Origin of the sequence: Enterococcus sp. DIV1090 (assembly GCF_050537975.1) — a bacterium.
Taxonomy (GTDB): Bacteria; Bacillota; Bacilli; order Lactobacillales; family Enterococcaceae; genus Enterococcus; species Enterococcus faecalis.
Genome location: NZ_CP172917.1, coordinates 444,190 through 468,279, shown reverse-complemented (window position 1 = coordinate 468,279; position 24,090 = coordinate 444,190). Strand labels below are relative to the sequence as shown.

The window sequence follows — 24,090 nt, the reverse complement described above, 5'->3', positions numbered from 1 at the left end:
CTCCTCCTCATAAGTGTAATGCTCTTATCGTCTTTTTAACACATTTACACTAAGATAGAAAATAAAAAGAATTTATCTAATGATGCTTTCTCATTAAATCGCTGACCTATTTTGCATGTTAAATTTTTTCAATTGGTGCAAATGCCGCTAACAACCGTTTTATGCCTTTTTCTGGGAAAGCAATGTCCAACTCTAAGTCTTTGGCCGAACCGCCTACACGAACGACTGTACCAACTCCCCATGCTTTATGTTGGACCTTATCACCTGCTTGCCAAGAAACTTTTTCGCCACCACTTGCCACTTTGTTGCTAACTGATTTTGTAGCTGGCTGTGTATAAGCTGGTTTACTTGCGCTGGGCTTAAATACTTTAGGATCAAAGGTGCGCGCTGGAACTTTCTGTAAATTGGCTGCCGCCCCTTGTTTCATTAAACGCTCCGCCTCAATTTCTTCTAAAAAGCGACTTGGTCGATTATATTGCGTGCGACCATATAATGTTCTCGAATAAGCATTCGTTAAGAACAAGGCTTCTTCCGCTCGAGTGATACCAACATAAGCCAAACGCCGTTCTTCTTCCAGTTCACTTTCTTCTAGCATGGCACGTGATAATGGGAAAACCCCTTCTTCTAAGCCCATTAAAAAGACCACTGGAAATTCCAGCCCTTTGGCCGCATGCAACGTCATTAAGGTTACTTGTGAAGAGCTCTCTTCTAAATTATCTAAATCAGAAACCAAGGCTAAATCTGTTAAAAAATCCGCCAATTTTGTTTCTTCCCCATTTGGATCGTCGTTATTTTGCGCTTCAAAACGTTTATCAAATTCTTGTGTCACAGATAAAAATTCGTCCAAGTTTTCTAAGCGAGCTTGAGACTCTAAATTATTTTGCGCCATCAAAGCTTCCCGATAACCACTACGTTGTAAAGTTTCTTTCACCAATTCTGTAATCGTTAAATAGGGCACTGTTTTCGTTAAGTCTTGAATCATCATGCCAAAATTGCCAAGCTCTTTACCCGCTTTTCCTGAAATATTTGCCAAATCAACATTTTGGGCAGCTTCCAGCAAAGCCCAACCATGCGTATCCGCAAATAGCCGTAATTTTTCAATTGAACTTTTACCGATTCCTCGTTTTGGTTCATTGACAATTCGTTCAAAACTAATCGAATCATCTGGATTGGCAATCAAACTTAAATAAGCCAAGATATCTTTAATTTCTTTACGGTCGTAGAATTTATGTCCGCCCACCATGGTATACGGAATATTAGATTTCAAGAGCATTTCTTCCACTACACGGGATTGGGCATTGGTCCGATATAATACCGCAAAATCACCATAAATTCGGTCATTTTCCCGCATTTCTTTTTGGATTTGGCTCACAATAAATTGTGTTTCATCCCGTTCTGTGTCCCCGCGATAATAGACAATTTTTTCACCGTCTATATTTTCTGTCCACAGTTCTTTCTCGCGGCGGTTACGGTTATTTTTGATGACATCATTCGCAGCCGCCAAAATGTTTTTGGTGGATCGATAATTTTGTTCTAGCAAAATTACACTGGCATCTGGATAATCTTTTTCAAAATCCAAGATATTTTGCATATCCGCCCCGCGCCAACCATAGATACTTTGGTCGGCATCACCTACGACACACAGATTTTTGAAACGTGCAGCCAATAAATTGACTAAGGTATATTGTGCATGATTGGTATCTTGGTATTCATCCACATGAATATAGTGAAATTTATTTTGGTAGAAAGCTAACGTATCTGGTTGTTCATTGAATAAACGAATCGTATTCATAATCAAATCATCAAAATCCATACATTGGTTTTTGCGTAATTCTTTTTGATAGGCTTCATAGCATTTTGCGACAATTTCTTCATATAAGGAACCTTGCATTTCAGCAACTTTTTCAGGCGTTTGTAATTCATTTTTGGCATTGCTAATCGTACCTAAAATTGAGCGAGGATCATATTTTTTTGAATCAATATTTAAGTCGTTTAAGATGCGTTTCATTAATGTTTTTTGTTCCGATGGGTCAATAATTGTAAAATTACGGTTGTAACCAATCTGATCCACATCACGACGTAAAATTCTTACACACATGGAGTGAAAAGTGGAGACCCATACATCTTCGCCACCCGTTTCCAGTAATTTATTTACACGCTCTTTCATTTCTTTAGCAGCTTTATTGGTAAACGTAATCGCCAAAATATTCCATGGATTTACTTCTTTTTCCTCAATTAGATAGGCAATTCGGTGTGTTAAAACCCGCGTTTTTCCACTACCAGCACCAGCCATGACTAACAGTGGTCCTTCTGTATGCAAAACGGCTTCTTCTTGTCGAGGATTCATTCCCTGAACCAAGGCATGTTTTTGTGTCATATTAAACGTCCTCTCTCTTTTTTCAATCTTATACAGTATACCAAAAATCCCTTTGAAGTTCTTTAGAAAAGAACAAAAAATCTTTTTCTTTTTATATGAAATTTTCTTGTAAATCAAGTCAAACCGCAGTACATTAGTAAGTAGTGATGGAGGCTAAAAATGAAATGAATAATGATGTACATGAAATTAAACAATTAGATGGTACCCGAATCGGCTTTATCCTTAAAGGCATCGTCGTCGGAATCCTGGTCGGCTTTGTTGTCAGCTTATTTCGCTTAGGCATTGAAAAAATTGGCGAACAAGTCGTGCATCTGTATCAAACGTTTCACGAAAAACCCTTTTGGATGATTCCTTGGTTCTTATTTTCTCTCGTGCTTGCTTATTTATTAGGACGACTGATCAAAAGCGAACCAGCAATTAAAGGCAGTGGCATCCCCCAAGTGGAAGGACAACTTCAAGGTCAATTAGAAATTCACTGGTTTCCAGTGCTTTGGAAAAAATTTATCGGTGGGATCTTAGCGATTAGTCCTGGGCTATTTTTGGGACGTGAAGGTCCTTCAATTCAACTAGGTGCAGTGGTTGGACAAGGCTATAGTCAATGGCGGCAAAGCACCAAGTCTGAAGAAAAAATTTTAATCAGTAGTGGTGCCAGTGCTGGTTTAGCCGCCGCTTTTAATGCACCAATCGCAGGACTTTTATTTGTTCTAGAAGAGGTTCACCATTCCTTTTCACCTTTAGTTTGGTTAACCTCTTTTTCTGCGGCCATTTCCGCTAACTTTGTTTCTTTGCATTTCTTCGGATTGCAGCCAGTTCTTTATATTGGTCCGGTTAAATCTTTGCCTTTAGAGTACTATTGGACATTAGTCCTGCTGGGCGTTTTGCTAGGATTATTAGGTTGGATATATCAAAAAACATTGTTGTCCTTACCAAAAGTATATGGAAAAATCAAAGGCCTTTCTTCTAATTATTATGGTTTTGTTCCTTTTATTTTGATTTTACCGATTGGTTATTTCTTTCCACATTTACTTGGCGGTGGGAATCAAATTGTATTAGCTTTAGGCAATCAACCGGCCACGATTTGGGCTTTAGTCGGCTTACTGGTTTTACGTTTTGTTTTTTCAATGGTTTCTTACGGTTCGAATCTCCCTGGTGGTATTTTCTTGCCTATTCTAACTTTAGGTGCCATTATCGGAACATTGTATGGCAGTCTACTTGTCCAATACGTAGGGATGGATCCAATTTTTGTGAAAAACTTTTTAATTTTTGCCATGGCTGGTTATTTTACTGCGATTGGTAAAGCACCGTTAACAGCGATTATTTTAGTAACAGAAATGGTCGGCAATTTTTCTCATTTAATGTCTTTAGGGGTTGTTGCTTTAGTTAGTTATATTACCATCGATAGTCTTGGCGGCAAGCCAATTTATGAAAGCTTATTAGAACGTTTGGTTCCTTCTAAAGTAAGTAATATTCGTGGCCACAAAACGATTATTGAATTACCTATCACTGCAGAAAGTTCCTTAGATGATACGATGGTACGTGATTTTGTCTGGCCTAAACAAATGTTGCTCACTTCCATTCGCCGTGGCGAATCGGAAATTTTAACACATGGTGATACTGTTATGCATGTTGGCGATGTGCTCATTATTTTGACCGATGAAAAACTCGCTTACCAAGTCAAAAAAGAAATTTATCAAAAAACTTTACCGAATGATTTAGTGAATTAAAGAAAGCTGCTGAACCTGAGTTCAGCAGCTTTCTTTTTTTCTTATGACTGTTTTTTAATTTTTTTGAATGTTTTTGACCGTTTTAGATTGATTAGCGTTTTCATTTGTGCTATTATATCCATGAAATGAGGGATGAAAATGCTTACGGAAGAACGACATCAAAAAATTTTACAATTGTTAGATCAAAAATCAGTCGTCAAATCACAAGAACTTGCTAGCTTATTCAATGCTTCAGAATCCACAATCCGCCGCGATTTACAAGAATTAGAAGACGCCAATTTGTTAGAACGCATTCACGGCGGCGCTAAGCGTATTCTTAATTTAGGCTTTGAACAAAACATGACGGAAAAATCAATCAAAAACACGCACGAAAAGCAAAAGATTGCTTCTTTAGCCGCTAGTTGTGTACAAGATGGCGATATGATCTATTTAGATGCTGGTTCAACCACGTTAGAAATGATCCCTTTTTTAGTTGGGAAACAAATCCATGTAGTGACGAATTCCGTGCATCACGCTGCAAAACTTAGCGATATGGAAATTCCCACTATTATGCTTGGTGGTACTTTGAAGCTCTCCACTAAAGCAATCATTGGTGCCACTAGTATGGAACAGCTACAACATTTTCGTTTTAACAAAGCTTTTTTAGGAACTAACGGCGCACATTTAGAGTTTGGTTTAACGACGCCTGATCCCGAAGAAGCAGCGCTAAAAGCCTTGGCTATTCATCAAGCAGAAACAGCCTATGTTTTACTGGATCATACAAAATTTAATGAAGTAACGTTTACCAAAGTGGAAGAATTAGAGTCAGTTACTTTACTAACTGACTACTGCCCTGCTGAATCGCTTCAAGGATTCCAGCAAAAAACTATTTTAATGGAGGCAAACAAATGATTTACACAGTGACTTTAAACCCTTCTATCGACTTTATCGTTCATGTCGATCATCTACAAATTGGTGATTTAAATCGGATGACGAATGATTTTAAATTACCTGGCGGCAAAGGAATCAACGTTTCACGTATTTTAAAACGTATGGAGACAGAATCCACTGCCTTAGGTTTTTTAGGTGGTTTTACAGGCTCATTCATTGCCGATTGGTTGAAAAAAGAAGAAATCCAAACGAATTTCACTCCCGTGTCTGCTGATACACGAATCAACATTAAATTGAAATCAGATACTGAAACAGAAATTAACGGCTTAGGACCTACTCTAACAAACGAAGAAATTCAAGAACTAAAACAAGCAGTTAGTCGTGTTCAGGCTGGTGATATTGTTGTTCTTTCAGGAAGTACACCTGCTTCTCTACGCAAAGGATTTTACGAAGAATTAATCCAAATTGTGAAGGAAAAAGGCGCAGAATTTGTTATTGATACGACAGGTGAAGATTTAATGAACGCTTTGCCACAAAAGCCTTTATTGGTCAAGCCAAACAATCATGAGTTGGCAGAATTATATCATACAACCTTTACAAGTGTTGAAGACATTTTACCTTATGGACATCGGTTACTAGAAGAAGGAGCGCAACACGTAATTATCTCAATGGCTGGTGATGGTGCATTACTTTTCACAACAGAAGGTGTTTATCGTTCCAACGTTTTAAAACGCCCACTGAAAAATTCTGTCGGCGCTGGCGACTCAATGATTGCTGGTTTTATTGGCAACTTTTCAAAAACACAAGATCCTTTAGAGGCTTTCAAATGGGGTGTCGCTTGCGGTAGCGCGACCGCATTTTCTGATGATTTAGCCTCAGAAGATTTTATCCAAGAACTTATTCACGAAGTAACAATTGAAAAAATTTCAGAATAAATCCACTAAGGGAGGAAAATAGAGTGAACATTAATGATTTATTAATAAAAGATGTCATGATTATGGATTTACAAGCTACTGATAAAAAAGGCGCGATTGATGAAATGGTCCAAAAATTATACGATGGTGGCCGCATCTCTGACATCGACACTTACAAAGAAGGAATTTTAAAACGCGAAGCACAAACATCGACTGGTTTAGGCGACGGCATCGCTATGCCTCACGCAAAAAATAGTGCCGTAAAAGAACCGACAGTTCTTTTTGCTAAAAGTAAAAAAGGTGTTGATTATGAAGCACTAGATGGACAACCTACTTATCTATTCTTCATGATTGCTGCTCCAGAAGGCGCCAATGATACACATCTCCAAGCGCTTGCGGCCCTTTCTCGATTACTTATTGATCCAGACTTTGTTGGCAAATTGAAAGAAGCGGAAACTCCAGAAGCAGTACAAGCGCTTTTCCAAGCAGCAGAAGATCAAAAAGAAGCGGAAGAAAAAGCAGAACAAGAACAAACAATGCCAGCACCAGAAAGCAATCGTAAATATATTATTGCTGTGACTGCTTGTCCTACAGGAATTGCCCATACTTACATGGCCGAAGATGCGCTGAAGAAAAAAGCAAAAGAAATGGGCGTAGACATTAAAGTAGAAACAAACGGTTCCGAAGGAATTAAAAATCGTTTAACTGCTGAAGATATTGCTCGTGCTGATGGCGTGATTGTCGCAGCCGATAAAAAAGTAGAAATGAATCGTTTTGACGGTAAAAAATTAGTCAACCGTCCCGTTAGTGATGGAATTCGTAAAACCGAAGAACTAATTAACTTAGCCATTAGTGGCGAAGCTCCTACTTTCCATGGCAGTGACTCGGCTGCAAGCGACCAAGAGGATTCAGCGGAAGGTTCAATCGGTTCTCGTATCTATAAAGATTTAATGAATGGTGTTTCTCATATGTTACCTTTCGTTATTGGTGGCGGAATTGCCATTGCTCTTTCCTTTATGATTGATCAATTTATCGGGGTTCCTCAAGATCAATTAGCCAATTTAGGGAATTACAATGACGTAGCTAGCTGGTTTAACCAAATTGGTGGCGCAGCATTTGGCTTTATGTTACCTGTCTTAGCTGGTTTTATTGCTTCTAGTATTGGGGATCGTCCAGGCTTAGTCGCTGGTTTTGCGGCTGGTGCGTTAGCAAACGCTGGCGGAGCTGGATTCCTTGGGGCCCTAATCGGTGGTTTCTTAGCTGGTTATGTAGTGGTTCTTTTACGTAAAGTCTTCAAAGGCTTGCCAAAATCATTAGATGGAATTAAAACCATTTTATTCTATCCAGTTTTTGGTTTGATTATTACGGGCTTATTAATGTTAGTCATTAACATCCCGATGAAAGCAATTAATGATGCGTTAAATCATTTCCTACTTGGCTTAGATGGCACAAATGCAGCTTTACTTGGTGCCTTATTAGCTGGTATGATGGCCATCGACTTAGGTGGACCAGTTAACAAAGCTGCTTATGTTTTCGGTACAGCTACGCTAGCAAGTACTGTTGCAGAAGGTGGCAGCGTGGTCATGGCTTCTGTAATGGCTGGCGGAATGGTTCCTCCATTAGCAATTTTCGTAGCAACTCGTTTATTTAAAAATAAATTTACAAAAGATCAACAAGATGCCGGCTTAACCAATATTGTAATGGGACTTTCTTTTGTCACTGAAGGGGCAATTCCTTTTGCAGCAGCTGACCCATTACGTGTGATTCCAAGTTTCGTGGTAGGTTCTGCCTTTACTGGTGCGTTGGTTGGTGCGTTTGGTATCAAATTATTGGCACCACATGGAGGAATCTTCGTCGTCTTCCTATTAAGTAATCCATTACTATATCTATTGTTCATCTTAATTGGGGCGATTATTTCAGGAATTGTCTACGGACTTTTGAAAAAACCTGTCGAAGTACCTGCTTAAAAAAAAGCAAAAAAGCGATTCAACCATGGTTGAATCGCTTTTTTATTATTTTCTCTTTATCGCATAATTTTCTAAATACTCAGGATTTCCTTTGCTTCTGATATACGTGTACACGCCCATCACAAAGGCCCCAAGGGTATTGGTAAATAAATCCCCCATCGTATCCATTAAAGCAGCACGCCCAATAAATGGTTGGCCGTTGGACATATTATAGCGTTGTAAGTTCATGTTCCCTAATGAATCGCAGATAAATTCCCAGAATTCCCAGAAGACGCCACAAAGCCCTGCAAATGCAAACCCAAATAATAAAAATAACCACGGGGAAACATCGGCGTACTTCGTTTTCTTCAATAGGAAAGCAGCAATACCATAACCCACAGCAGTTAACAGCATCGGACTAACAAAGTGTAAAATTTTATCCCAGAACGAAATGATTGAGATCATATGCAACGAGGTTCCTAGGAATACTGAAATAAATAAGAAAAACCAGTAAAAATAAACGATAGTCGGTGGCATAATAATTTTTAAAAATTTATTGACAAGATCCGGTAAAAAGATTAGACCAATTCCAAGTAAACATTCGATAACAAACGTCACACCTTGTTTTGTTGAATACTTAGCCGTAAAAAATTCCCAGAGATTGTACGTCAAGCATAAGATGCCAAACACCACTAATCCATATTTAATTTTCGAATAATTTTTATCCATTTTGACACACCCTTTCAAAAGTTATTTTATATGAAAAAAACTGTAGATGAAAGACACCTTCCATCTACAGTTTTAGAAAACTCTATCGAATGAAGAGCTTATTAAAAATGTTTATTTTTCAACAGCTGTTTCAGTAATTGTTTCAACAGCACGTTTCATACGAATATCGTGTTCTAACATGTCGTTGTTTAATACTTTACGTACTTGCGCTTCAGGCATGTTGTATTGTTCTGCTAAATCTTTCACTTCAGCATCGATGTCTTCTTGTGTTACTTCGATGTTTTCAGCTTTGGCAACTGCTTCAATCACTAAGTTTGTTTTTGTACGTGTTTCTGCTTCGCCTTCAAATTGTTTGTGTAAATCTTCTTCTGTAGAACCAGTTAATTGGTAGTACATTTCAGGAGAAATTCCTTGGCGTTGCATGTTGTTTAAGAATTCATCCATTGAACGGTGAACTTCGTCGTGAACCATTACGTGTGGTAATTCAACGATTTCAGCATTTTCAACAGCTAAACGAATTGCTTCTTCGTCTTTTGCTTCTTCAGCTGCTGCTTCTTTTGCTTCTGTCAATTCTTTACGGAATTTTTCTTTTAATTCGTCTAATGATTCTACTGAATCGTCAACGTCTTTTGCAAATTCATCATCCAATTCTGGTAATTCTTTTGCTTTTACTTCATGAACAGTTACTTTGAAGACTGCTTCTTTACCAGCTAAATCTTCTGCTTGGTAATCTTCAGGGAAAGTAACGTTTACTTCTACTTCTTCGCCAGCTTTTTTGCCAACTAATTGGTCTTCAAAGCCTGGAATAAATGAATTAGAACCTAATTCTAATGAGTAATTTTCGCCTTTGCCGCCTTCAAATGCTTCGTCGCCTAAGAAGCCTTCAAAGTCGATAACTACAGTGTCGCCATTTTCAGCAGCGGCATCTTCTTTGATTACTAATTCAGCTTGAGATTCTTGTTCGCGTTTCAAACGTGCTTCCACGTCTTCATCTGTTACTTCACGGTCTTGTTTAGACACTGTTAAGTTTTTGTATTCGCCTAATTTTACTTCAGGTTTTACAGTTACTTCAGCAGTGATAACCCAGTCTTCCCCTTTATTCATGCTTTCAACATCAATTTTTGGTTGTGCTACTGGTTCAATTCCTGCTTCTAATACAGCCGCTTCATATGCTTCTGGTAAAACAGCGTTTAACGCATCTTCGTATAACGCTTCTTCTCCATACATACGGTTAAAAACAGTACGTGATACTTTTCCTTTACGGAAACCAGGTACGTTTAAGTTTTTTTTCACTTTATTGAACGCTTGCGTTAATCCTTTTTCGATTACTGCTTGTTCGATTGAAAAAGTTAATACACCATCATTAGTGCCTTTTTTTTCCCATTTCGCAGACATTTGTTTCCCTCCGAATAACATTTAATTTTATACATCAAACTTTATTTATGCATACCTTTAAATAGTACACTATCCCTAGGAAAATGTAAATATTTTAAGTGCTAAGAAGTGAAAGAAAGACTCGATTTTTAGCAAACTATCAGTTTTTTAATTTTTTCGGATTAAAAAAGCATAGAATTTCGAGAAATTTCCTTCTTAAAATCCTAAAAGATTGTGAACAAAATATCTTGTTCATCATCGGATGTAATCGCTTTACTTTATGAATGGCCCATTATAGAATGTATGTACTCAATATTTACGCATTATATATTTTCGTCATTATACATATAATATCAAAAAAGGAGAGGATGGTTTTGAATAAGTTCGTCTGGGGAATCTTTTCTTGCATCATATCATGGCTTTTTTTATCGCTGACTCAACCTTTGATAGCTCATTCTGAAACACTGAACCCTACAACTCACGCCTCTACTTTTAGTGAAACATTTACCTCAGTTTCAACAGAACAACAAACAACTCAAGCAACCGATATCGTGGAACAAGAAACCGAGCAAACCCATGCTTCCTCTGAAAACGATGAACCTATGGCACCTACGCCAGCTAGTGTTTCTGTTGGTAATAGCACCTTAAAAAGTACCTTAAGCACGGGAACGTATAACCAAGATATTATCACACTTTCGTATGAATACAGTGTGACACTTATCGGCTTAGCAATTAATGATCGACCGATTATTGCTATTCAACTTCCTACAGAAATTTCAAGCCAGTTAGATAACGACACTCTAAAGCAACAAGATTTTCTGACTCTTTTAACAGGGACTGTCAGTTATCCAGGAACAACCACTCAAGATATTCACAGTTCAACTAACGGCGTCAGCCTCTCTTATAGTAGCACTTATCATTCTGTATATCTGACTTTTCCAAGTAGCACCTTGGTGTTACTTCCCGGAACCAAATGGTCTGCCGCCATTTCGTTTGATGTGGGCGCACTTTATAAACGAGGAATTTCAATCCCTCCTGCTCTTAACGGCAAAGACTATCCGATTCGAGGAACCTTTACAGATGTTGGCACTGGATTAGGTGCAATTAATATTATTATTGGGAATAATACAAAAACAGGCGTAATTAGCAAAGCTCAACTTAGTTTAGGGAATTATCCCGTTCCTCAAGTCACACCAGCCAAACTAACTCAATCAAATCATCTGGACACTACTGTAACAGGGACCATTCAACAAGTACAAGACCCAAACTATAACTACTCTGTTCAATTAACCTTGAACCGCCATGATGGCACCACTACCCCCATTGTGGTGAAAGGGATTTCTGTCGATGCAGCCGGAAATTTCTCGACATCGTTAGCTTCACCATTAGAATATGGCGACACGCTCTCTACAATTGTCTTTGCTCGTTCCAAAACGTCAACCGACTATATTCAAAGCAGCCCCTCAGCTGACCAAAGTGTCAATTGGTCAATCCAACCAGTCACAAACGTAGTCGCCAATGCCGGCTCAACTCAACTTTCAGGTAAAGCTTCTCAAGTATCTAACGGAACCTATCAAGTTAAAGTACAAATAAATGGTGGTTCTATTTACACAACGTCCTTAGATTCCAATAGCCATTTTCAATTTGCTAATTTACCCACTTTCCAAGGAGGAGAAACGGTCAGCTTGTGGGCCCAAGGGCTCAGCAATCGCACTGGCCTGCCTTTGCTAACCAGTTCTACTGTTTCTCAAACAGTTGCTTATCCTGTGCCTCAACTAACGGTCACGCAAATCATTGAGCGGAAAAATGCACAAGGGCTCTGGGAAGCTGCAAACTCTGTCGTAAGTGGTCAAATCATTCGTTTTACGTTAACCACACGTTTAACCAATCAACCAGCAACGTGGATGAATCAGCAATTACGAGCAACGGTGCCTAAAGGACTGTCCCAACTTTCAGCTGCTACATTAACAAAACAATCAGCAGCAGGTTTAAGTACGCCAATAGCTGGGCTTCAACTTTTAACTGATAGTTCCACTGGTTTGCCGTATTGGAGTTATCATAATTCGCTGCCAGCAGATAATTTTACGGAAGCCAATACACAATTCACCTTACAATATACAGCAACGGTTACAGAAGAATGGATAAACCAATTTCTTTTATTTTCTAGCACGGTTACTGGCAATGATGGTGGCGGAACGCCAATTACGCCAATCACTAAGGAACAGTCTTTACCCATCAAAAACGGTACCCTCCGTTTTGTGCAGATGCCAACTACAGTTTCCTTTAAAAATTTACCTTTTCCCAGCAAACGAATCCTCTACTCACCATCGACCATTAGCACTCCTTTCCTCATTGCCGATGGTCGAGTTGCAAAAACACCATGGCATTTGTTGGTAAGAGAGAGTCAGCCAATGCATTCAACTTCTACAAATAAAACGATCCAGCAAGCTTTCATTTATCGAAAAAATGGCAGTGATTTTCCTCTCTCCTCTTTAGCAACCGAAGTTTATCAATACACCGCAACGGACGATAACAATGTAGAAATTCCTTGGAACCAACAAAATGGACTTTTTTTAAGCGTTGCTCCTGACCTTAATTTAACGGTCAAAGAATCTTACACTGCCGAATTACAATGGATTCTTTCTGATACACCCCTCTAATTAGGATTTAGCTTTTTTAAAAGTTAAAAATAAACAAGAAAGAAGGAATAAAAAATGAAAAAGATCGTGCGCATTTCAAGCATTTTGTTCGTTGCTACGCCTCTTATGCTTTTAAATAGTCCAAAAGTTGAAGCAGCTCAAGTCGCTTCTATTCAATCCAACGCTGATATTACGTTTACTCTTGATAATACTGTCACGCCACCTGTCAACCCGACGAACCCTTCCCAGCCTGTGACACCTAATCCTGCTGATCCTCATCAACCTGGTACAGCCGGACCCCTTAGTATTGACTATGTTTCAAATATCCATTTTGGATCAAAACAAATTCAAGCCGGAACAGCAATCTATTCGGCACAACTGGACCAAGTGCAAAATAGTACTGGCGATTTAATTAGCGTGCCAAACTATGTTCAAGTAACTGACAAACGTGGTCTAAATCTTGGCTGGAAATTATCAGTTAAACAGAGTGCGCAATTTGCTACAAGTGATTCAACACCCGCTGTTTTGGATAATGCGTCCTTGACCTTTTTAGCAGCAACACCCAATTCAACACAGTTACTTTCTTTGGCGCCATTAACGGTCCCAGTAACCTTGGATCCAACTGGTGCCGCCACTTCTCCTGTGGCGACTGCCGCTCTTTCAACAGGAATGGGCACTTGGACATTAGCTTTTGGTAGCGGAGCGACCGCTGCTCAAGGCATTCAATTAACTGTTCCTGCGACAACGAAAAAAGTTGCAGCTAAACAATATAAAACAACGCTTACTTGGATTTTGGATGATACACCACTTTAAAAGAAAACAAACAAGGTATTGCATGAAACAACTTCATGCAATACCTTGTTATAAAAAATTGTCAAAAAGGAGTGCACACTATGAATCAGCAGCTTTTTAAATGGCTCCATGCTATTAGCGTCATCATTTTTTTATTTTTTATTGGCTCTTATTCTGTAGAAGCAAGCGAAATGACTTTTTCTGTAAAAGCCATTTTACCCGACAATCAACGAACCAAAGAGACAAGTTATTTTGATCTACGTGTCGCTCCAAACCAAACACAAAAGCTACAAATCGAACTAACGAATCAAACAGCCAACGACATTACCGTGCTAGCTTCAGCTAATGCAGCGATTACTAATGATAATGGCTTGGCAGATTATTCTCATGCTGAAACAAAAAAAGACCCATCTGCACCTTTTACTTTTAATGAGATTGCGCAATTACCAAAAGAAATCCACCTACCTAAACACTCAACCAAGACTGTTGAATGTCAGCTTACTTTACCGGAAAAACCATTTAATGGGTACGTTTTAGGAGGACTCTACTTTGAACAAAAGTCAGATGAACAACCTGCTCACTCAGAAAACGGTGTGGCCATCAATAATCGTTTTTCTTATGTAGTCGGCGTCTTACTTAGTGAAACAGATGAACCTGTTCAGCCAGAATTATCTTTAAATGAAGTAAAAACCGATCAAGCTAACGGTCGTAACCGCGTATTAATGAATCTCCAAAACAAACAAGCGGCTATGATTAAAAAATTACAAGTCGATGCCTCTTTGTATTATGAAAAAGAAACCAAACCTCGCTACGAAAATCACCAAGAGTCGTTAACAATGGCTCCTAATACAAATTTTAATTATCGGATTGACTTAAAGGAACAACCTTTTGTTCCTGGAAATTATACTGTAAAAATCAAAGCAAACGATGGCTATCAAGACTATTCGTGGGAAAAACACTTAGTCATCCAAGAAAAAGAAGCTAAAAAATACAATGCTACCGCCGTCAACCACCCACCTGAAAAACACACCAATTTCCCTTGGAAACTGGTGAGTAGCATCACGCTGGTTTTTCTATTCATTTTGGGAAGCACGATTTATTATTTCAAGAAAAAAATACGTGAATCGCAACAGTAAAAAAGCACATCGACAATTGTCGATGTGCTTTCATAATCGCTTAATTATTTTGTATATTCTTCAACTAATGCAACGACTTCTTCCATCGTGTCGCATTCTTTTAATGCGCGGTCAGCAAGTTCAGCCATTTTAGTTGTGTCTAGACGTTTCATCAAGCTACGTGTTTTAAGGATAGATGTAGCACTCATTGAGAACTCATCTAAGCCCATACCCAATAGTAATGGAACAGCTGTTTGATCGCCCGCCATTTCACCACACATACCAGCCCATTTACCTTCAGCGTGTGCTGCATCAATTACATTTTTAATTAAACGTAAGATTGATGGGTTGTATGGTTGGTATAAGTAAGAAACGCGTTCGTTCATACGGTCTGCCGCCATTGTGTATTGGATTAAGTCGTTAGTTCCAACACTAAAGAAGTCAACTTCTTTGGCAAATTTATCAGCTAATACGGCAGCTGCTGGAATTTCAATCATAATACCTACTTGGATATCGTTTGAAACTTCAACACCTTCGTTGACTAATTTTTGTTTTTCGTCTTCAAAGATTGCTTTCGCTGCTCTAAATTCTTTCAAAGTAGCAACCATTGGGAACATGATACGTAAGTTACCATGAACAGACGCACGTAATAATGCACGCATTTGTGTACGGAACATGCCGTCACCTAGTTCTGATAAGCTAATACGTAATGCACGGTAACCTAAGAATGGGTTCATTTCGTGTGGTAATGTTAGGTAAGGAAGCTCTTTGTCCCCACCAATATCCATTGTACGAACCACAACGGGTTTTCCTTCCATTCCTTCAAGAACTGCTTTATACGCTTGGTATTGGTCCTCTTCAGTTGGAAAGTCAGATGAATCCATGTATAAGAATTCTGTACGATATAAACCAACAGCTTCGCCGCCGTTTTTGTGTACGCCTTCTAAATCTTTTGGTGTACCAATGTTTGCAGCTAACTCAACATGTTTGCCGTCAGCTGTCACTGTTTCTGCATTTTTTAGTTTATCCCATTCTGCTTTTTGATCTGCATAAGCTTTTGCTTCTGCTTCAAATTCAGATTTTTCAGCATCTGTTGGGTCAATAATAACATCCCCAATGATTCCGTTCACTGCTAAAATATCGCCTGCTTTTACTTTGTCAGTAATTTCTTTTGTACCAACGATTGCAGGGATTTCTAACGAACGAGCCATGATTGCTGAGTGAGAAGTACGTCCGCCGATGTCTGTCACAAAGGCTTTAACATACGTACGGTCTAATTGTGCAGTATCACTAGGTGTTAAGTCATGGGCAACCACGATTACTTCTTCGTTAATCATTGAAGGATTTGGAAGAGTCACACCTAATAAATGTGCTAAGATACGTTTGGCAACGTCACGAATATCTGCTGCACGCTCTTGCATGTAAGCATTATCGTCCATTGCTTCAAACATACCAATATACATATCCGTAACTTCTTTCAAGGCAGCTTCTGCATTGACTTTGTTGTCTTGGATATTTTGTTTGATTTGACCAACCATTTCTGGGTCAGATAAAACCATTAAATGAGCATCGAAAACTTGCGCTTCTGCTTCACCAAGGCTTTGAGCTGCTTTGTCGCGAATTGCTTGCAACTCTTCAGTAGATTTTGCTAAAGCATCGTCTAAGCGAGTTGCTTCTGCTTCAGTATCTTCTACGGAAGTTTTGTTGAAAGACAAGTCAGGTTGAACTAGCAGGTAAGCTTTAGCAACAGCAACGCCATCACTTGCGGCAATCCCTTTTAGCATCTCAGACATTATTCAGCCAATCCTTCTTTTTGTAATGTTTCAACGATTGCTGCCATTCCTTCAGCTTCGTCAGCACCATCAACAGTGATTGTTACGTCAGAACCTTGACCAACGCCTAAAGACATAACGCCCATGATTGATTTTAAGTTAACAGATTTACCTTTGTATTCTAAGTTAATATCTGAGTTAAATTTGCTTGCAGTTTGTACTAATAAAGTAGCTGGACGTGCGTGAATTCCTGTTTCTGCTACAATGTGAAATTCTTTCTTTTCCATATAAATCGGTCTCCTTCGTAAATAAAAAATTTTTATGTTAGGGTTTTCCTTTCTTGATACGCTAAAATCAAACGTCTACTCGAAAAAAGACCCTTTCAGTTTCTAAGATTACCATTTTTTTCTATCTTACACAACACTTTTTGCTTAAATTTCGTGATGTTTTGCACTGACTATTCTTCCTCTTTTTGGTAACGATAAATGATTCGTCCATTTAACCCCGCTTCTCCAACAATTTCCGCGCGGTCAGGTAAAGAAATCCAAGCATCACGAAATTGGAAAAATTCATTTTGCTCCACGATTAATTCAGAGATTTCTCCAGCTTTTAATGAAGCAATTTTTTCTACAAAAGGATTTTCAGCCATTGATTTCACCACTCTTTCTCTTAAATATCAACTCTTATAGTTTACTTGAAAATGGCGCAATTGTCTGTAAAAAAATCGAATCTTTGCCTTTTTTTAAACAAGGTCTTTTACTTGATTCTCTTACAAAAAATGCTATAATAACTTCAAAGGTCAAAAATGGTCAAGTGGTTTTATAGACAGAATTTATTCTTGCTATCTAGTACTTGGCTGGTTTGAGGAAAAATGGTCTGTTTACTAGAAATAATAGAGCAAACAACTATTTTTCTGGCCTCAGTTATTTTGAAAGGATGTGTTTCATTCAATGATTTGTCAAAATTGTCAACAAAATGAAGCAACAATTCATTTATATGCAAATGTGAATGGTCAAAGAAAACAACTGGACTATTGCCAAAGCTGCTATCAAAAATTAAAAAATCAAGCAAATAATTCCCCTCAAAATATGGGACAAGACCCTTTTGGCTTTGGGAGTTTAGACGATTTATATCGTTCTCTTTCTCGCCAAATGCAACAAAGGAATCCTTATGAACAACAAACACCACCCACTCAATTTGGTGATGGTGGTAATGGAGGTCAACCCCCTCGCGGAGGCGCTGGCGCTGGTCAAGGTTTACTAGGCGAGTATGGGATTAACATCACCGAAGCGGCACGCCAAGGAGATATCGATCCTGTGGTAGGACGTGACCAAGAAATTAAGCGTGTCATTGAAATCTTAAATCGCCGTACAAAAAACAACCCCGTTTTAATCGGTGAACCAGGTGTTGGTAAAACAGCCGTTGTCGAAGGTTTAGCCCAAAAAATTGTCGATGGCGATGTGCCCCAAAAATTATTGGACAAAGAAGTCATTCGTTTAGATGTGGTTTCACTTGTTCAAGGAACTGGTATTCGCGGACAATTTGAAGAACGGATGCAAAAATTGATTGAAGAAATCACTGAAGCTGAAAATGTCATTTTATTTATTGATGAAGTCCATGAAATTGTGGGTGCTGGTGCTGCTGGTGATGGCAATATGGATGCTGGCAATATTTTAAAACCAGCCTTAGCACGTGGTGAATTACAATTAGTCGGTGCCACAACTTTAAATGAGTACCGTATTATTGAAAAAGATGCTGCCTTAGAACGTCGGATGCAACCAGTCCAAGTAGATGAGCCAACCGTTGCCGAAACCATAACGATTTTACATGGTTTGCAAAAACGTTATGAAGATTATCATCATGTTAAATATACAGATGAAGCGATTAACGCAGCAGCAAACTTATCCAACCGTTACATTCAAGATCGCTTTTTACCAGATAAAGCGATTGACTTGTTAGATGAATCTGGTTCAAAAATGAATCTAACTATTCAACTCGTCGATCCAAAAACAATTGATAAAAAATTAGCAGAAGCGGAACAACAAAAACAACAAGCTTCCGCAGAAGAAGATTTTGAAAAAGCGGCTTATTATCGTGATCAAATCAATAAATTACAAGCAATGAAAGAAAAACAAATCAGCGATGAAGAAACACCCGTCATCACTGAAAAAGATATTGAAGCCATTGTGGAACAAAAAACTGGCATTCCTGTCGGTGACTTAAAAGAAAAAGAACAAACCCAATTGAAAAATTTAGCTGTTGACTTAAAAGCTCATGTTGTCGGACAAGATGATGCCGTCGATAAAGTAGCTAAAGCGATTCGTCGCAATCGTGTAGGCCTAGGCAAACAAAACCGCCCAATTGGTTCCTTCTTATTTGTAGGGCCAACAGGCGTTGGTAAAACAGAATTAGCAAAACAATTAGCTTTTGAGCTATTCGGTTCAGAAGATTCGATGGTTCGTTTTGATATGAGTGAGTATATGGAAAAACACAGTGTTTCTAAACTGATTGGTTCTCCTCCAGGCTATGTTGGGTATGACGAAGCTGGACAACTCACAGAAAAAGTCCGTCGTAATCCTTATAGTTTAATTTTATTGGATGAAATTGAAAAAGCGCATCCTGATGTTTTACACATGTTTTTACAAATTCTCGACGATGGTCGTTTAACAGATGCACAAGGTCGTACGGTCAGCTTTAAAGACACCATCATTATCATGACAAGTAATGCTGGAACAGGAGCTGTGGAAGCCAACGTTGGCTTTGGCGCTGCCCGTGAAGGTGTGACTAAATCTGTTTTAGGTCAATTGAACAACTTCTTCACCCCCGAATTCCTTAACCGTTTCGATGGTATTATCGAATTCAAAGCATTAAGCAAAGAAAACCTGATGAACATTGTTAGCTTGATGTTAGAAGAAGTAAATGGCTTATTAGCTAAACAAAAATTACACATTGAGGTTCCAACAGAAGTCAAAGAGAAACTCGTTGATTTAGGTTATGATCCTGCAATGGGCGCTCGTCCTTTACGCCGAACGATTCAAGAACAAATTGAAGACGGCATTGCTGAATACTATCTAGATCATCCTGAAAATCATCAATTAGTCGCAGCGTTAGATAACGAAGGTAAAATTATCGTAACTGGCGCACAAGAAGTGACTAAAACAGAAACTTCAACATCTGACCAAGCAGAATAATCAAAAATCCGCACGCATTAATAACAATGCGTGCGGATTTTTTTATGCTTTTCACTTTTTATTTTCATCAAAAAAAACTATAATAGAAGAAAGATATTCGTATACTTGTTCCTCATAGAAAAAATTCAATCTGGAACTCCTGTACATAATTGGAAACGCTCTTTTGCAGCACACAACTATAATGAGGTGATAAAATGAAATTAGTGAATGTGACCAATAGCTACAAACAATTAGTAAATAAACAATTGGAAAACACGGATGCTTACTTTGTAAAAGTCTACTCAGCAGGAAACACGACCGCTGTCTATTCAGAAGCAGCTCACCATGTGGAAGTTCTGATTATGAATAAAAATCGTCGCATTCGTCCGACAGAAGTAAAAGAAATTTTAGCAAAACTGTTAAAACGATTACCTAAAGAGGCTTATGACCCAGATGAAATTTCTATCATTGAATTAAATCATGTGACCGAAGTGTCTGTTCCATTAAAAGTTTCCCTCATGGAAAACTAAAAAAAACTGCCGAAGTTTCCCCACTTCGGCAGTTTTTTAATTTATTGTGACGTTATTTTTTTTACAAGACTTTGATAATTTTCCGACCAGGCTTCCTCATTTGTCGGACTGACTAATTTGTTTTCCTTGATTGCTTTTTTTCTTAAGTCATCCACTTCTTTTTTGAAATTTTCTCCCGATTTTTGAGCATAATCTTTAGAAAAATATTTTGATTGGCGAGAATAAGCCTTCAGTTTCGCATCTTTAATCTCTTCTTCTGTATCTGCAAAATATTCATCATAACGAAGATCGGTTATTTTCCCTGAATCTTTTAACGTAATAACAGTTAAACGTCCAGAAAGCCCCTCCCCAAAATCTTCTGTTAGACTTGTATAATGTTCTTTTGAGGGTTCTTTGATTTCCTTGGCTAAAGCCCTAGCAGCAGGAAGATAGCCATTATTAGCGCTATTGGATTGACCTTTGGCTGTCTGGAAGGCGCCATCTAGACGATTTTCAGTAACCATTTGATTTTCTAAAAAAGTCATCGTATTAACAACGGTCACTAACGATTGATCAGTTCGGGCGTTGTTCGCTTGAAAATTTGCATAGCCGGATAAACGTTTTGTCACTCCTGCCCATTCTTCAGAATAATAGTTTTTAGGTCCACGTTCATCAAATTCCACTAACTGAATTTGTTGATCCTTAACAACGACATCAATTAAAGCCGTATAGCCGCCATCAAACACGACTTCATGATGATAATAATCTCCTTGAACTTCCCCGATTTCTGGACGACCTGACCAATACATCTTCTGGGCTTTTTCTTCTGGACTAATTACTGATTGTCCATTATTAGCTTCTACTGTAGCGCCAGAAACAGCATCAACTTCAAAGGTATGTCCATTACGCTCATAACTCACTTTGGCAGCACTCTCCTTCGGTTGATCATTCGTGTTTGTCTGCTCCTCCCGCTTTACAGAAGTGGCATTAGTGGCTGCCGAGGCACCACTCGTTACTTGGACTGCTTCTGCTTCAGTACTTTCTTTCATTTTTTCAGTTCGTTGATCTGGTTGGCACCCCATTAAAACAATCATTGAACAAAATAACCCGACAACTATCTTTTTAGTTTTCATTTTCCCTCCTTTTAAAACTCATTGAATTACCATTTAATTTTAATATAAGTAGAATGAAAAGTATAGCTAAGCAATCGTTTTTTCTTCATACGGCGATAAACTTAACTGTCCAGATAAATACTCACCTAAATAGATTTCCTGTAATCTTTGAAATCCTTGTTCTTGGATTTGCGTTAATAGCCAGTGCTCATCTTTTTTGATTAACTCTAGGACATCCATGTTGGCTTGACCGTCCACAATAATCGGATAACGAATACTTTCATCGCCATATTCGACGATTGTTAATTGACCATTTTGTTCTAAAACCGCCCGTTTAACAAGCTGGACTTCATAAATACCATTTGCTCGTAATTTAAACATTAGATCATTTGCAGAAATACCATTTTTCAAACATTCCTTCACCACAACCTGTCCATCCTTGATTAAAGTAATGGGTTTACCATCCACAATTTGCTTCACATAGCGATTGTGTTCTTTTGCAAATTTTAAAATTAAGACTAATAATGTCCACAAAATTAACACTAATACAAATTGGAGCACCGTAATTGAATCATTATAAATAACACCACCAATAATGCCCCCCAATACATAGTTTTGCACTTGGTCCATAGCCGATGTGGGCGCCAAATTCCCTTTTCCCATCAAATTAATTTGGACAATTAAACAAATAATACCTAAAGCAAATTTAATAATAATTGGACTATAAAACTGCATTAATTTTCCCTCACTTTACTTTATGATTTCAATCGTTGGTGTTAATAAATACGTTTCTTGTAACGTATAAGACTGCTGATCCGTACTTAAACTCATTTTGTAAAACACTTCGTCAATTTTAACTATGGTTCCGTCAGCCAATTGTGTACCATTGACATAAACTTTTTCTGGAGAAACTTTTTTTTCCTGTGCCACTTGTTCGACAAAATGTACCATTTGTGAAGATTGTGAATGCTGATTTTGGTTCAGTTGATAATTGGAATATTGAACCCCTAAAACAAATAATAATGATAAAAAAATAATAATACTTAATTCACGATATTTCGTTTGAATTTGATGTCGCACATAAAAACTAAACACAATGACTAGCCCGATTAACAAAGCAAAAATAAAAAAATACTTTAAGTAATCATTTAAATTAGATTGGCTTTTTAAATACTCGATGCCATAAAAATTCATGTTCTTGTCCACTCCTTGATAGGTTCGTTATAATAAGTATTCTATCTCAAAAAAAACAATCACGCCTGCTTTAATACCTTATAACAAGAAAAAGCTCAGCGCAATCATCTTGAGAATGATTGCGCCGAGCTTCAATCTTCTAAAGATTCAGCTACTGATTGATTACAAATTAATTTTACATCAAACTTTTCAGTTCAACATCTGGATATTTATCCGCAAACCAGCGTTCCGCAAATTGGTTTTCAAATAAGAACAAAGGTTGATCGAAACGGTCCCGTGCCAAAATGTTTCGGCTAGAGCTCATGCGTTCATCTAAATCTTCTGGATTAATCCAGCGGGCAATTTTAGAACCCATTGGCGTCATTACCACTTCAGCATTGTATTCATTAGACATTCGGTATTGGAAAACTTCAAACTGCAATTGACCTACGGCGCCAATGATATATTCTTCCGTTAAATATGTTTTGTATAATTGAATGGCTCCTTCTTGAACCAGTTGGTAAATTCCTTTATGGAAAGATTTTTGTTTCATTACGTTTTTGGCAGTCACTTTCATGAATAATTCAGGGGTAAATGACGGCAACTCTTCGTATTGAACATTCATTTTCCCTTCATACAAAGTATCGCCAATTTGGTAATTTCCTGTGTCATACACGCCGATAATATCGCCTGCAACAGCTTCTGTGACGTTTTCGCGGGCATCCGCCATAAATTGCGTCACGTTACTTAATTTGACTTTTTTGCCTGTTCTACCTAAGGTCACGTCCATGCCTCTTTCAAAAACACCTGAACAAATTCGAACAAAAGCAATTCGATCACGATGGGCGGGGTTCATATTCGCTTGAATTTTAAAGACAAAGCCTGAAAATTCTTTTTCATAAGGACTTACTTCGCCACCCTCTTCTGTTTTATGCGCATGTGGCGCAGGCGCAAATTGTAAGAAGGTTTCTAAAAATGTTTGAACCCCAAAGTTTGTCAAAGCAGAACCGAAGAAGACTGGCGTTTGATCACCACGAGCGATTTTTTCCTCGCTAAATTCATCGCCTGCTTCTACCAATAACTCAACATCTTCCAACACTTGTTGATAAACGCTGTTATTGTGCAATGGTAAATCGCTTGGGATATCGCCATCTTTTAAAGGAATAAAACGCTCCCCGCCATTATTTTCTGGACGATATAATTCCACACGTTCATTATAAATATCGTATAGACCTTCTAGGCCTTTTCCCATACCAATTGGCCAGTTCATTGGATAAGATTCAATATCCAATAGTTCTTCCAATTCTTCTAAAAGTTCCAATGGTTCCCGTCCGTCACGGTCCAATTTGTTAATAAAAGTAAAAATTGGAATACCACGTTTTTTAACAACTTGGAAAAGTTTTTTCGTTTGTGCTTCAATCCCTTTGGCACTATCAATAACCATCACAGCACTATCCACGGCCATTAAGGTCCGATACGTATCCTCTGAGAAATCCTCATGCCCTGGGGTGTCCAAGATATTAATCCGTTTGTCTTGATAGTCAAATTGCATCACAGAACTCGTTACCGAAATTCCCCGTTGTTTTTCAATTTCCATCCAGTCAGATTTGGCAAAGTTCCCTGTTTTTTTCCCTTTGACGGTTCCAGCTTGGCGGATGGCGCCCCCAAATAATAGTAATTGTTCAGTAATCGTTGTTTTCCCAGCATCCGGATGGGAAATAATCGCAAACGTACGGCGACTATCGACTGCTTCTTTTTGATTGATCGTCATAAAAATCTCCTTATCACTTGTGATGTTTATTTATTTATTTTCTTCAGCATAATTTTTGATTAACCTTTGCTAGTATATCATGTCAAGCCTTGAGAATAAAGAG

Annotated in this window: 19 protein-coding genes; 9 read left to right on the top strand and 10 right to left on the bottom strand. The window is 38.2% G+C overall.

Translation table 11 applies throughout. From position 1 onward, the window contains the following. Positions 1-118: 118 nt before the first annotated feature. Complete coding sequence (gene pcrA, locus IGL48_RS02330) at positions 119-2,377, bottom strand: DNA helicase PcrA (RefSeq protein ID WP_033657650.1); 2,259 nt, start codon at positions 2,375-2,377, stop codon at positions 119-121. 164 nt (positions 2,378-2,541) lie between these two features. Here pcrA and IGL48_RS02325 point away from each other — a divergent pair, with 164 nt between their 5' ends. From IGL48_RS02325 to IGL48_RS02310, 4 genes are all read left to right on the top strand, one after another. Then, the gene (locus IGL48_RS02325; protein WP_002358694.1) at positions 2,542-4,101 is read left to right on the top strand and encodes a ClC family H(+)/Cl(-) exchange transporter; all 1,560 of its coding nucleotides are present in this window, start codon (positions 2,542-2,544) and stop codon (positions 4,099-4,101) included. 138 nt (positions 4,102-4,239) lie between these two features. Further along, a complete protein-coding gene (locus IGL48_RS02320) occupies positions 4,240-4,992 on the top strand; it encodes a DeoR/GlpR family DNA-binding transcription regulator (protein ID WP_002381250.1) in 753 nt (250 codons plus the stop codon). Next, positions 4,989-5,906 (top strand): 1-phosphofructokinase, encoded by a 918-nt coding sequence (gene pfkB, locus IGL48_RS02315; protein ID WP_010824421.1) that lies wholly within the window; start codon positions 4,989-4,991, stop codon positions 5,904-5,906. Before IGL48_RS02320 ends, pfkB begins: the two co-directional genes overlap by 4 nt. A 23-nt stretch (positions 5,907-5,929) precedes the next feature. Beyond that, complete coding sequence (locus tag IGL48_RS02310) at positions 5,930-7,852, top strand: PTS fructose transporter subunit IIABC (protein ID WP_010824420.1); 1,923 nt, start codon at positions 5,930-5,932, stop codon at positions 7,850-7,852. 45 nt (positions 7,853-7,897) lie between these two features. On the opposite strand, the gene IGL48_RS02305 is transcribed toward IGL48_RS02310, so the two are convergent. Together IGL48_RS02305 and tig are read right to left on the bottom strand one after the other, a co-directional pair. Then, positions 7,898-8,560 carry a hypothetical protein gene (locus IGL48_RS02305; RefSeq protein ID WP_002355557.1) on the bottom strand — a complete coding sequence of 221 codons (663 nt, stop codon included), beginning with the start codon at positions 8,558-8,560 and terminating at the stop codon, positions 7,898-7,900. 111 nt (positions 8,561-8,671) lie between these two features. After that, positions 8,672-9,955 carry a trigger factor gene (gene tig / locus IGL48_RS02300; RefSeq protein ID WP_002355556.1) on the bottom strand — a complete coding sequence of 428 codons (1,284 nt, stop codon included), beginning with the start codon at positions 9,953-9,955 and terminating at the stop codon, positions 8,672-8,674. Between the two features lie 263 nt (positions 9,956-10,218). On the opposite strand from tig, the gene IGL48_RS02295 reads away from it, so the two are divergent. From IGL48_RS02295 to IGL48_RS02285, 3 genes are read left to right on the top strand one after another with little or no spacing between them, the layout of a single operon-like run. Further along, a complete protein-coding gene (locus IGL48_RS02295; RefSeq protein ID WP_048949569.1) occupies positions 10,219-12,594 on the top strand; it encodes a hypothetical protein in 2,376 nt (791 codons plus the stop codon). Positions 12,595-12,648: 54 nt separating this feature from the next. After that, the gene (locus IGL48_RS02290; RefSeq protein ID WP_010777416.1) at positions 12,649-13,386 is read left to right on the top strand and encodes a WxL domain-containing protein; all 738 of its coding nucleotides are present in this window, start codon (positions 12,649-12,651) and stop codon (positions 13,384-13,386) included. Positions 13,387-13,421: 35 nt separating this feature from the next. Beyond that, positions 13,422-14,501, top strand: coding sequence for a DUF916 and DUF3324 domain-containing protein (locus IGL48_RS02285; RefSeq protein ID WP_048949568.1), 1,080 nt, complete (start codon positions 13,422-13,424; stop codon positions 14,499-14,501). A 44-nt stretch (positions 14,502-14,545) separates the two neighbouring features. Here IGL48_RS02285 and ptsP read toward each other — a convergent pair whose 3' ends face one another. The 3 genes from ptsP to IGL48_RS02270 all read right to left on the bottom strand — a co-directional run bounded on the left by ptsP (position 14,546) and on the right by IGL48_RS02270 (position 16,901). Beyond that, entirely contained in the window at positions 14,546-16,273 is a 1,728-nt protein-coding gene (gene ptsP, locus IGL48_RS02280) for a phosphoenolpyruvate--protein phosphotransferase (protein WP_002363173.1), read from the bottom strand. Further along, a complete protein-coding gene (locus IGL48_RS02275; RefSeq protein WP_002355551.1) occupies positions 16,273-16,539 on the bottom strand; it encodes a phosphocarrier protein HPr in 267 nt (88 codons plus the stop codon). Before IGL48_RS02275 ends, ptsP begins: the two co-directional genes overlap by 1 nt. A gap of 170 nt (positions 16,540-16,709) precedes the next feature. Then, a complete protein-coding gene (locus IGL48_RS02270) occupies positions 16,710-16,901 on the bottom strand; it encodes a hypothetical protein (protein WP_002366170.1) in 192 nt (63 codons plus the stop codon). A 301-nt stretch (positions 16,902-17,202) separates the two neighbouring features. Between IGL48_RS02270 and IGL48_RS02265 the strand changes: the two genes are divergently transcribed. Beyond that, complete coding sequence (locus IGL48_RS02265; protein ID WP_048949567.1) at positions 17,203-19,443, top strand: ATP-dependent Clp protease ATP-binding subunit; 2,241 nt, start codon at positions 17,203-17,205, stop codon at positions 19,441-19,443. A 194-nt stretch (positions 19,444-19,637) separates the two neighbouring features. Then, positions 19,638-19,952, top strand: a complete 315-nt coding sequence (locus IGL48_RS02260) for a DUF1827 family protein (RefSeq protein ID WP_002355547.1) — start codon at positions 19,638-19,640, stop codon at positions 19,950-19,952. 41 nt (positions 19,953-19,993) lie between these two features. Here IGL48_RS02260 and IGL48_RS02255 read toward each other — a convergent pair whose 3' ends face one another. The 4 genes from IGL48_RS02255 to IGL48_RS02240 form a co-directional block, all read right to left on the bottom strand. Beyond that, positions 19,994-21,064, bottom strand: coding sequence for a hypothetical protein (locus IGL48_RS02255; RefSeq protein WP_048949566.1), 1,071 nt, complete (start codon positions 21,062-21,064; stop codon positions 19,994-19,996). Between the two features lie 66 nt (positions 21,065-21,130). Then, entirely contained in the window at positions 21,131-21,778 is a 648-nt protein-coding gene (locus IGL48_RS02250; RefSeq protein ID WP_002368017.1) for a DUF421 domain-containing protein, read from the bottom strand. Positions 21,779-21,793: 15 nt separating this feature from the next. Then, positions 21,794-22,237, bottom strand: a complete 444-nt coding sequence (locus IGL48_RS02245; RefSeq protein WP_002355544.1) for a DUF3290 domain-containing protein — start codon at positions 22,235-22,237, stop codon at positions 21,794-21,796. 175 nt (positions 22,238-22,412) lie between these two features. Next, positions 22,413-23,987 (bottom strand): peptide chain release factor 3, encoded by a 1,575-nt coding sequence (locus tag IGL48_RS02240; RefSeq protein ID WP_002355543.1) that lies wholly within the window; start codon positions 23,985-23,987, stop codon positions 22,413-22,415. Positions 23,988-24,090 lie beyond the last annotated feature (103 nt).

Excerpts from the sequence above, each read along its gene's own strand:
- ptsP (WP_002363173.1), bottom strand. The coding sequence starts at position 16,273 with ATGTCTGAGATGCTAAAAGGGATTGCCGCAAGTGATGGCGTTGCTGTT.
- tig (WP_002355556.1), bottom strand. The coding sequence starts at position 9,955 with ATGTCTGCGAAATGGGAAAAAAAAGGCACTAATGATGGTGTATTAACT.
- pcrA (WP_033657650.1), bottom strand. The coding sequence starts at position 2,377 with ATGACACAAAAACATGCCTTGGTTCAGGGAATGAATCCTCGACAAGAA.
- IGL48_RS02260 (WP_002355547.1), top strand. The coding sequence starts at position 19,638 with ATGAAATTAGTGAATGTGACCAATAGCTACAAACAATTAGTAAATAAA.
- IGL48_RS02305 (WP_002355557.1), bottom strand. The coding sequence starts at position 8,560 with ATGGATAAAAATTATTCGAAAATTAAATATGGATTAGTGGTGTTTGGC.
- IGL48_RS02295 (WP_048949569.1), top strand. The coding sequence starts at position 10,219 with ATGGCCCATTATAGAATGTATGTACTCAATATTTACGCATTATATATT.
- IGL48_RS02325 (WP_002358694.1), top strand. The coding sequence starts at position 2,542 with ATGAATAATGATGTACATGAAATTAAACAATTAGATGGTACCCGAATC.
- IGL48_RS02255 (WP_048949566.1), bottom strand. The coding sequence starts at position 21,064 with ATGAAAACTAAAAAGATAGTTGTCGGGTTATTTTGTTCAATGATTGTT.
- IGL48_RS02245 (WP_002355544.1), bottom strand. The coding sequence starts at position 22,237 with ATGAATTTTTATGGCATCGAGTATTTAAAAAGCCAATCTAATTTAAAT.
- IGL48_RS02240 (WP_002355543.1), bottom strand. The coding sequence starts at position 23,987 with ATGACGATCAATCAAAAAGAAGCAGTCGATAGTCGCCGTACGTTTGCG.
- IGL48_RS02270 (WP_002366170.1), bottom strand. The coding sequence starts at position 16,901 with ATGGCTGAAAATCCTTTTGTAGAAAAAATTGCTTCATTAAAAGCTGGA.
- IGL48_RS02265 (WP_048949567.1), top strand. The coding sequence starts at position 17,203 with ATGATTTGTCAAAATTGTCAACAAAATGAAGCAACAATTCATTTATAT.
- IGL48_RS02320 (WP_002381250.1), top strand. The coding sequence starts at position 4,240 with ATGCTTACGGAAGAACGACATCAAAAAATTTTACAATTGTTAGATCAA.
- pfkB (WP_010824421.1), top strand. The coding sequence starts at position 4,989 with ATGATTTACACAGTGACTTTAAACCCTTCTATCGACTTTATCGTTCAT.
- IGL48_RS02285 (WP_048949568.1), top strand. The coding sequence starts at position 13,422 with ATGCAATACCTTGTTATAAAAAATTGTCAAAAAGGAGTGCACACTATG.
- IGL48_RS02250 (WP_002368017.1), bottom strand. The coding sequence starts at position 21,778 with ATGCAGTTTTATAGTCCAATTATTATTAAATTTGCTTTAGGTATTATT.
- IGL48_RS02290 (WP_010777416.1), top strand. The coding sequence starts at position 12,649 with ATGAAAAAGATCGTGCGCATTTCAAGCATTTTGTTCGTTGCTACGCCT.
- IGL48_RS02275 (WP_002355551.1), bottom strand. The coding sequence starts at position 16,539 with ATGGAAAAGAAAGAATTTCACATTGTAGCAGAAACAGGAATTCACGCA.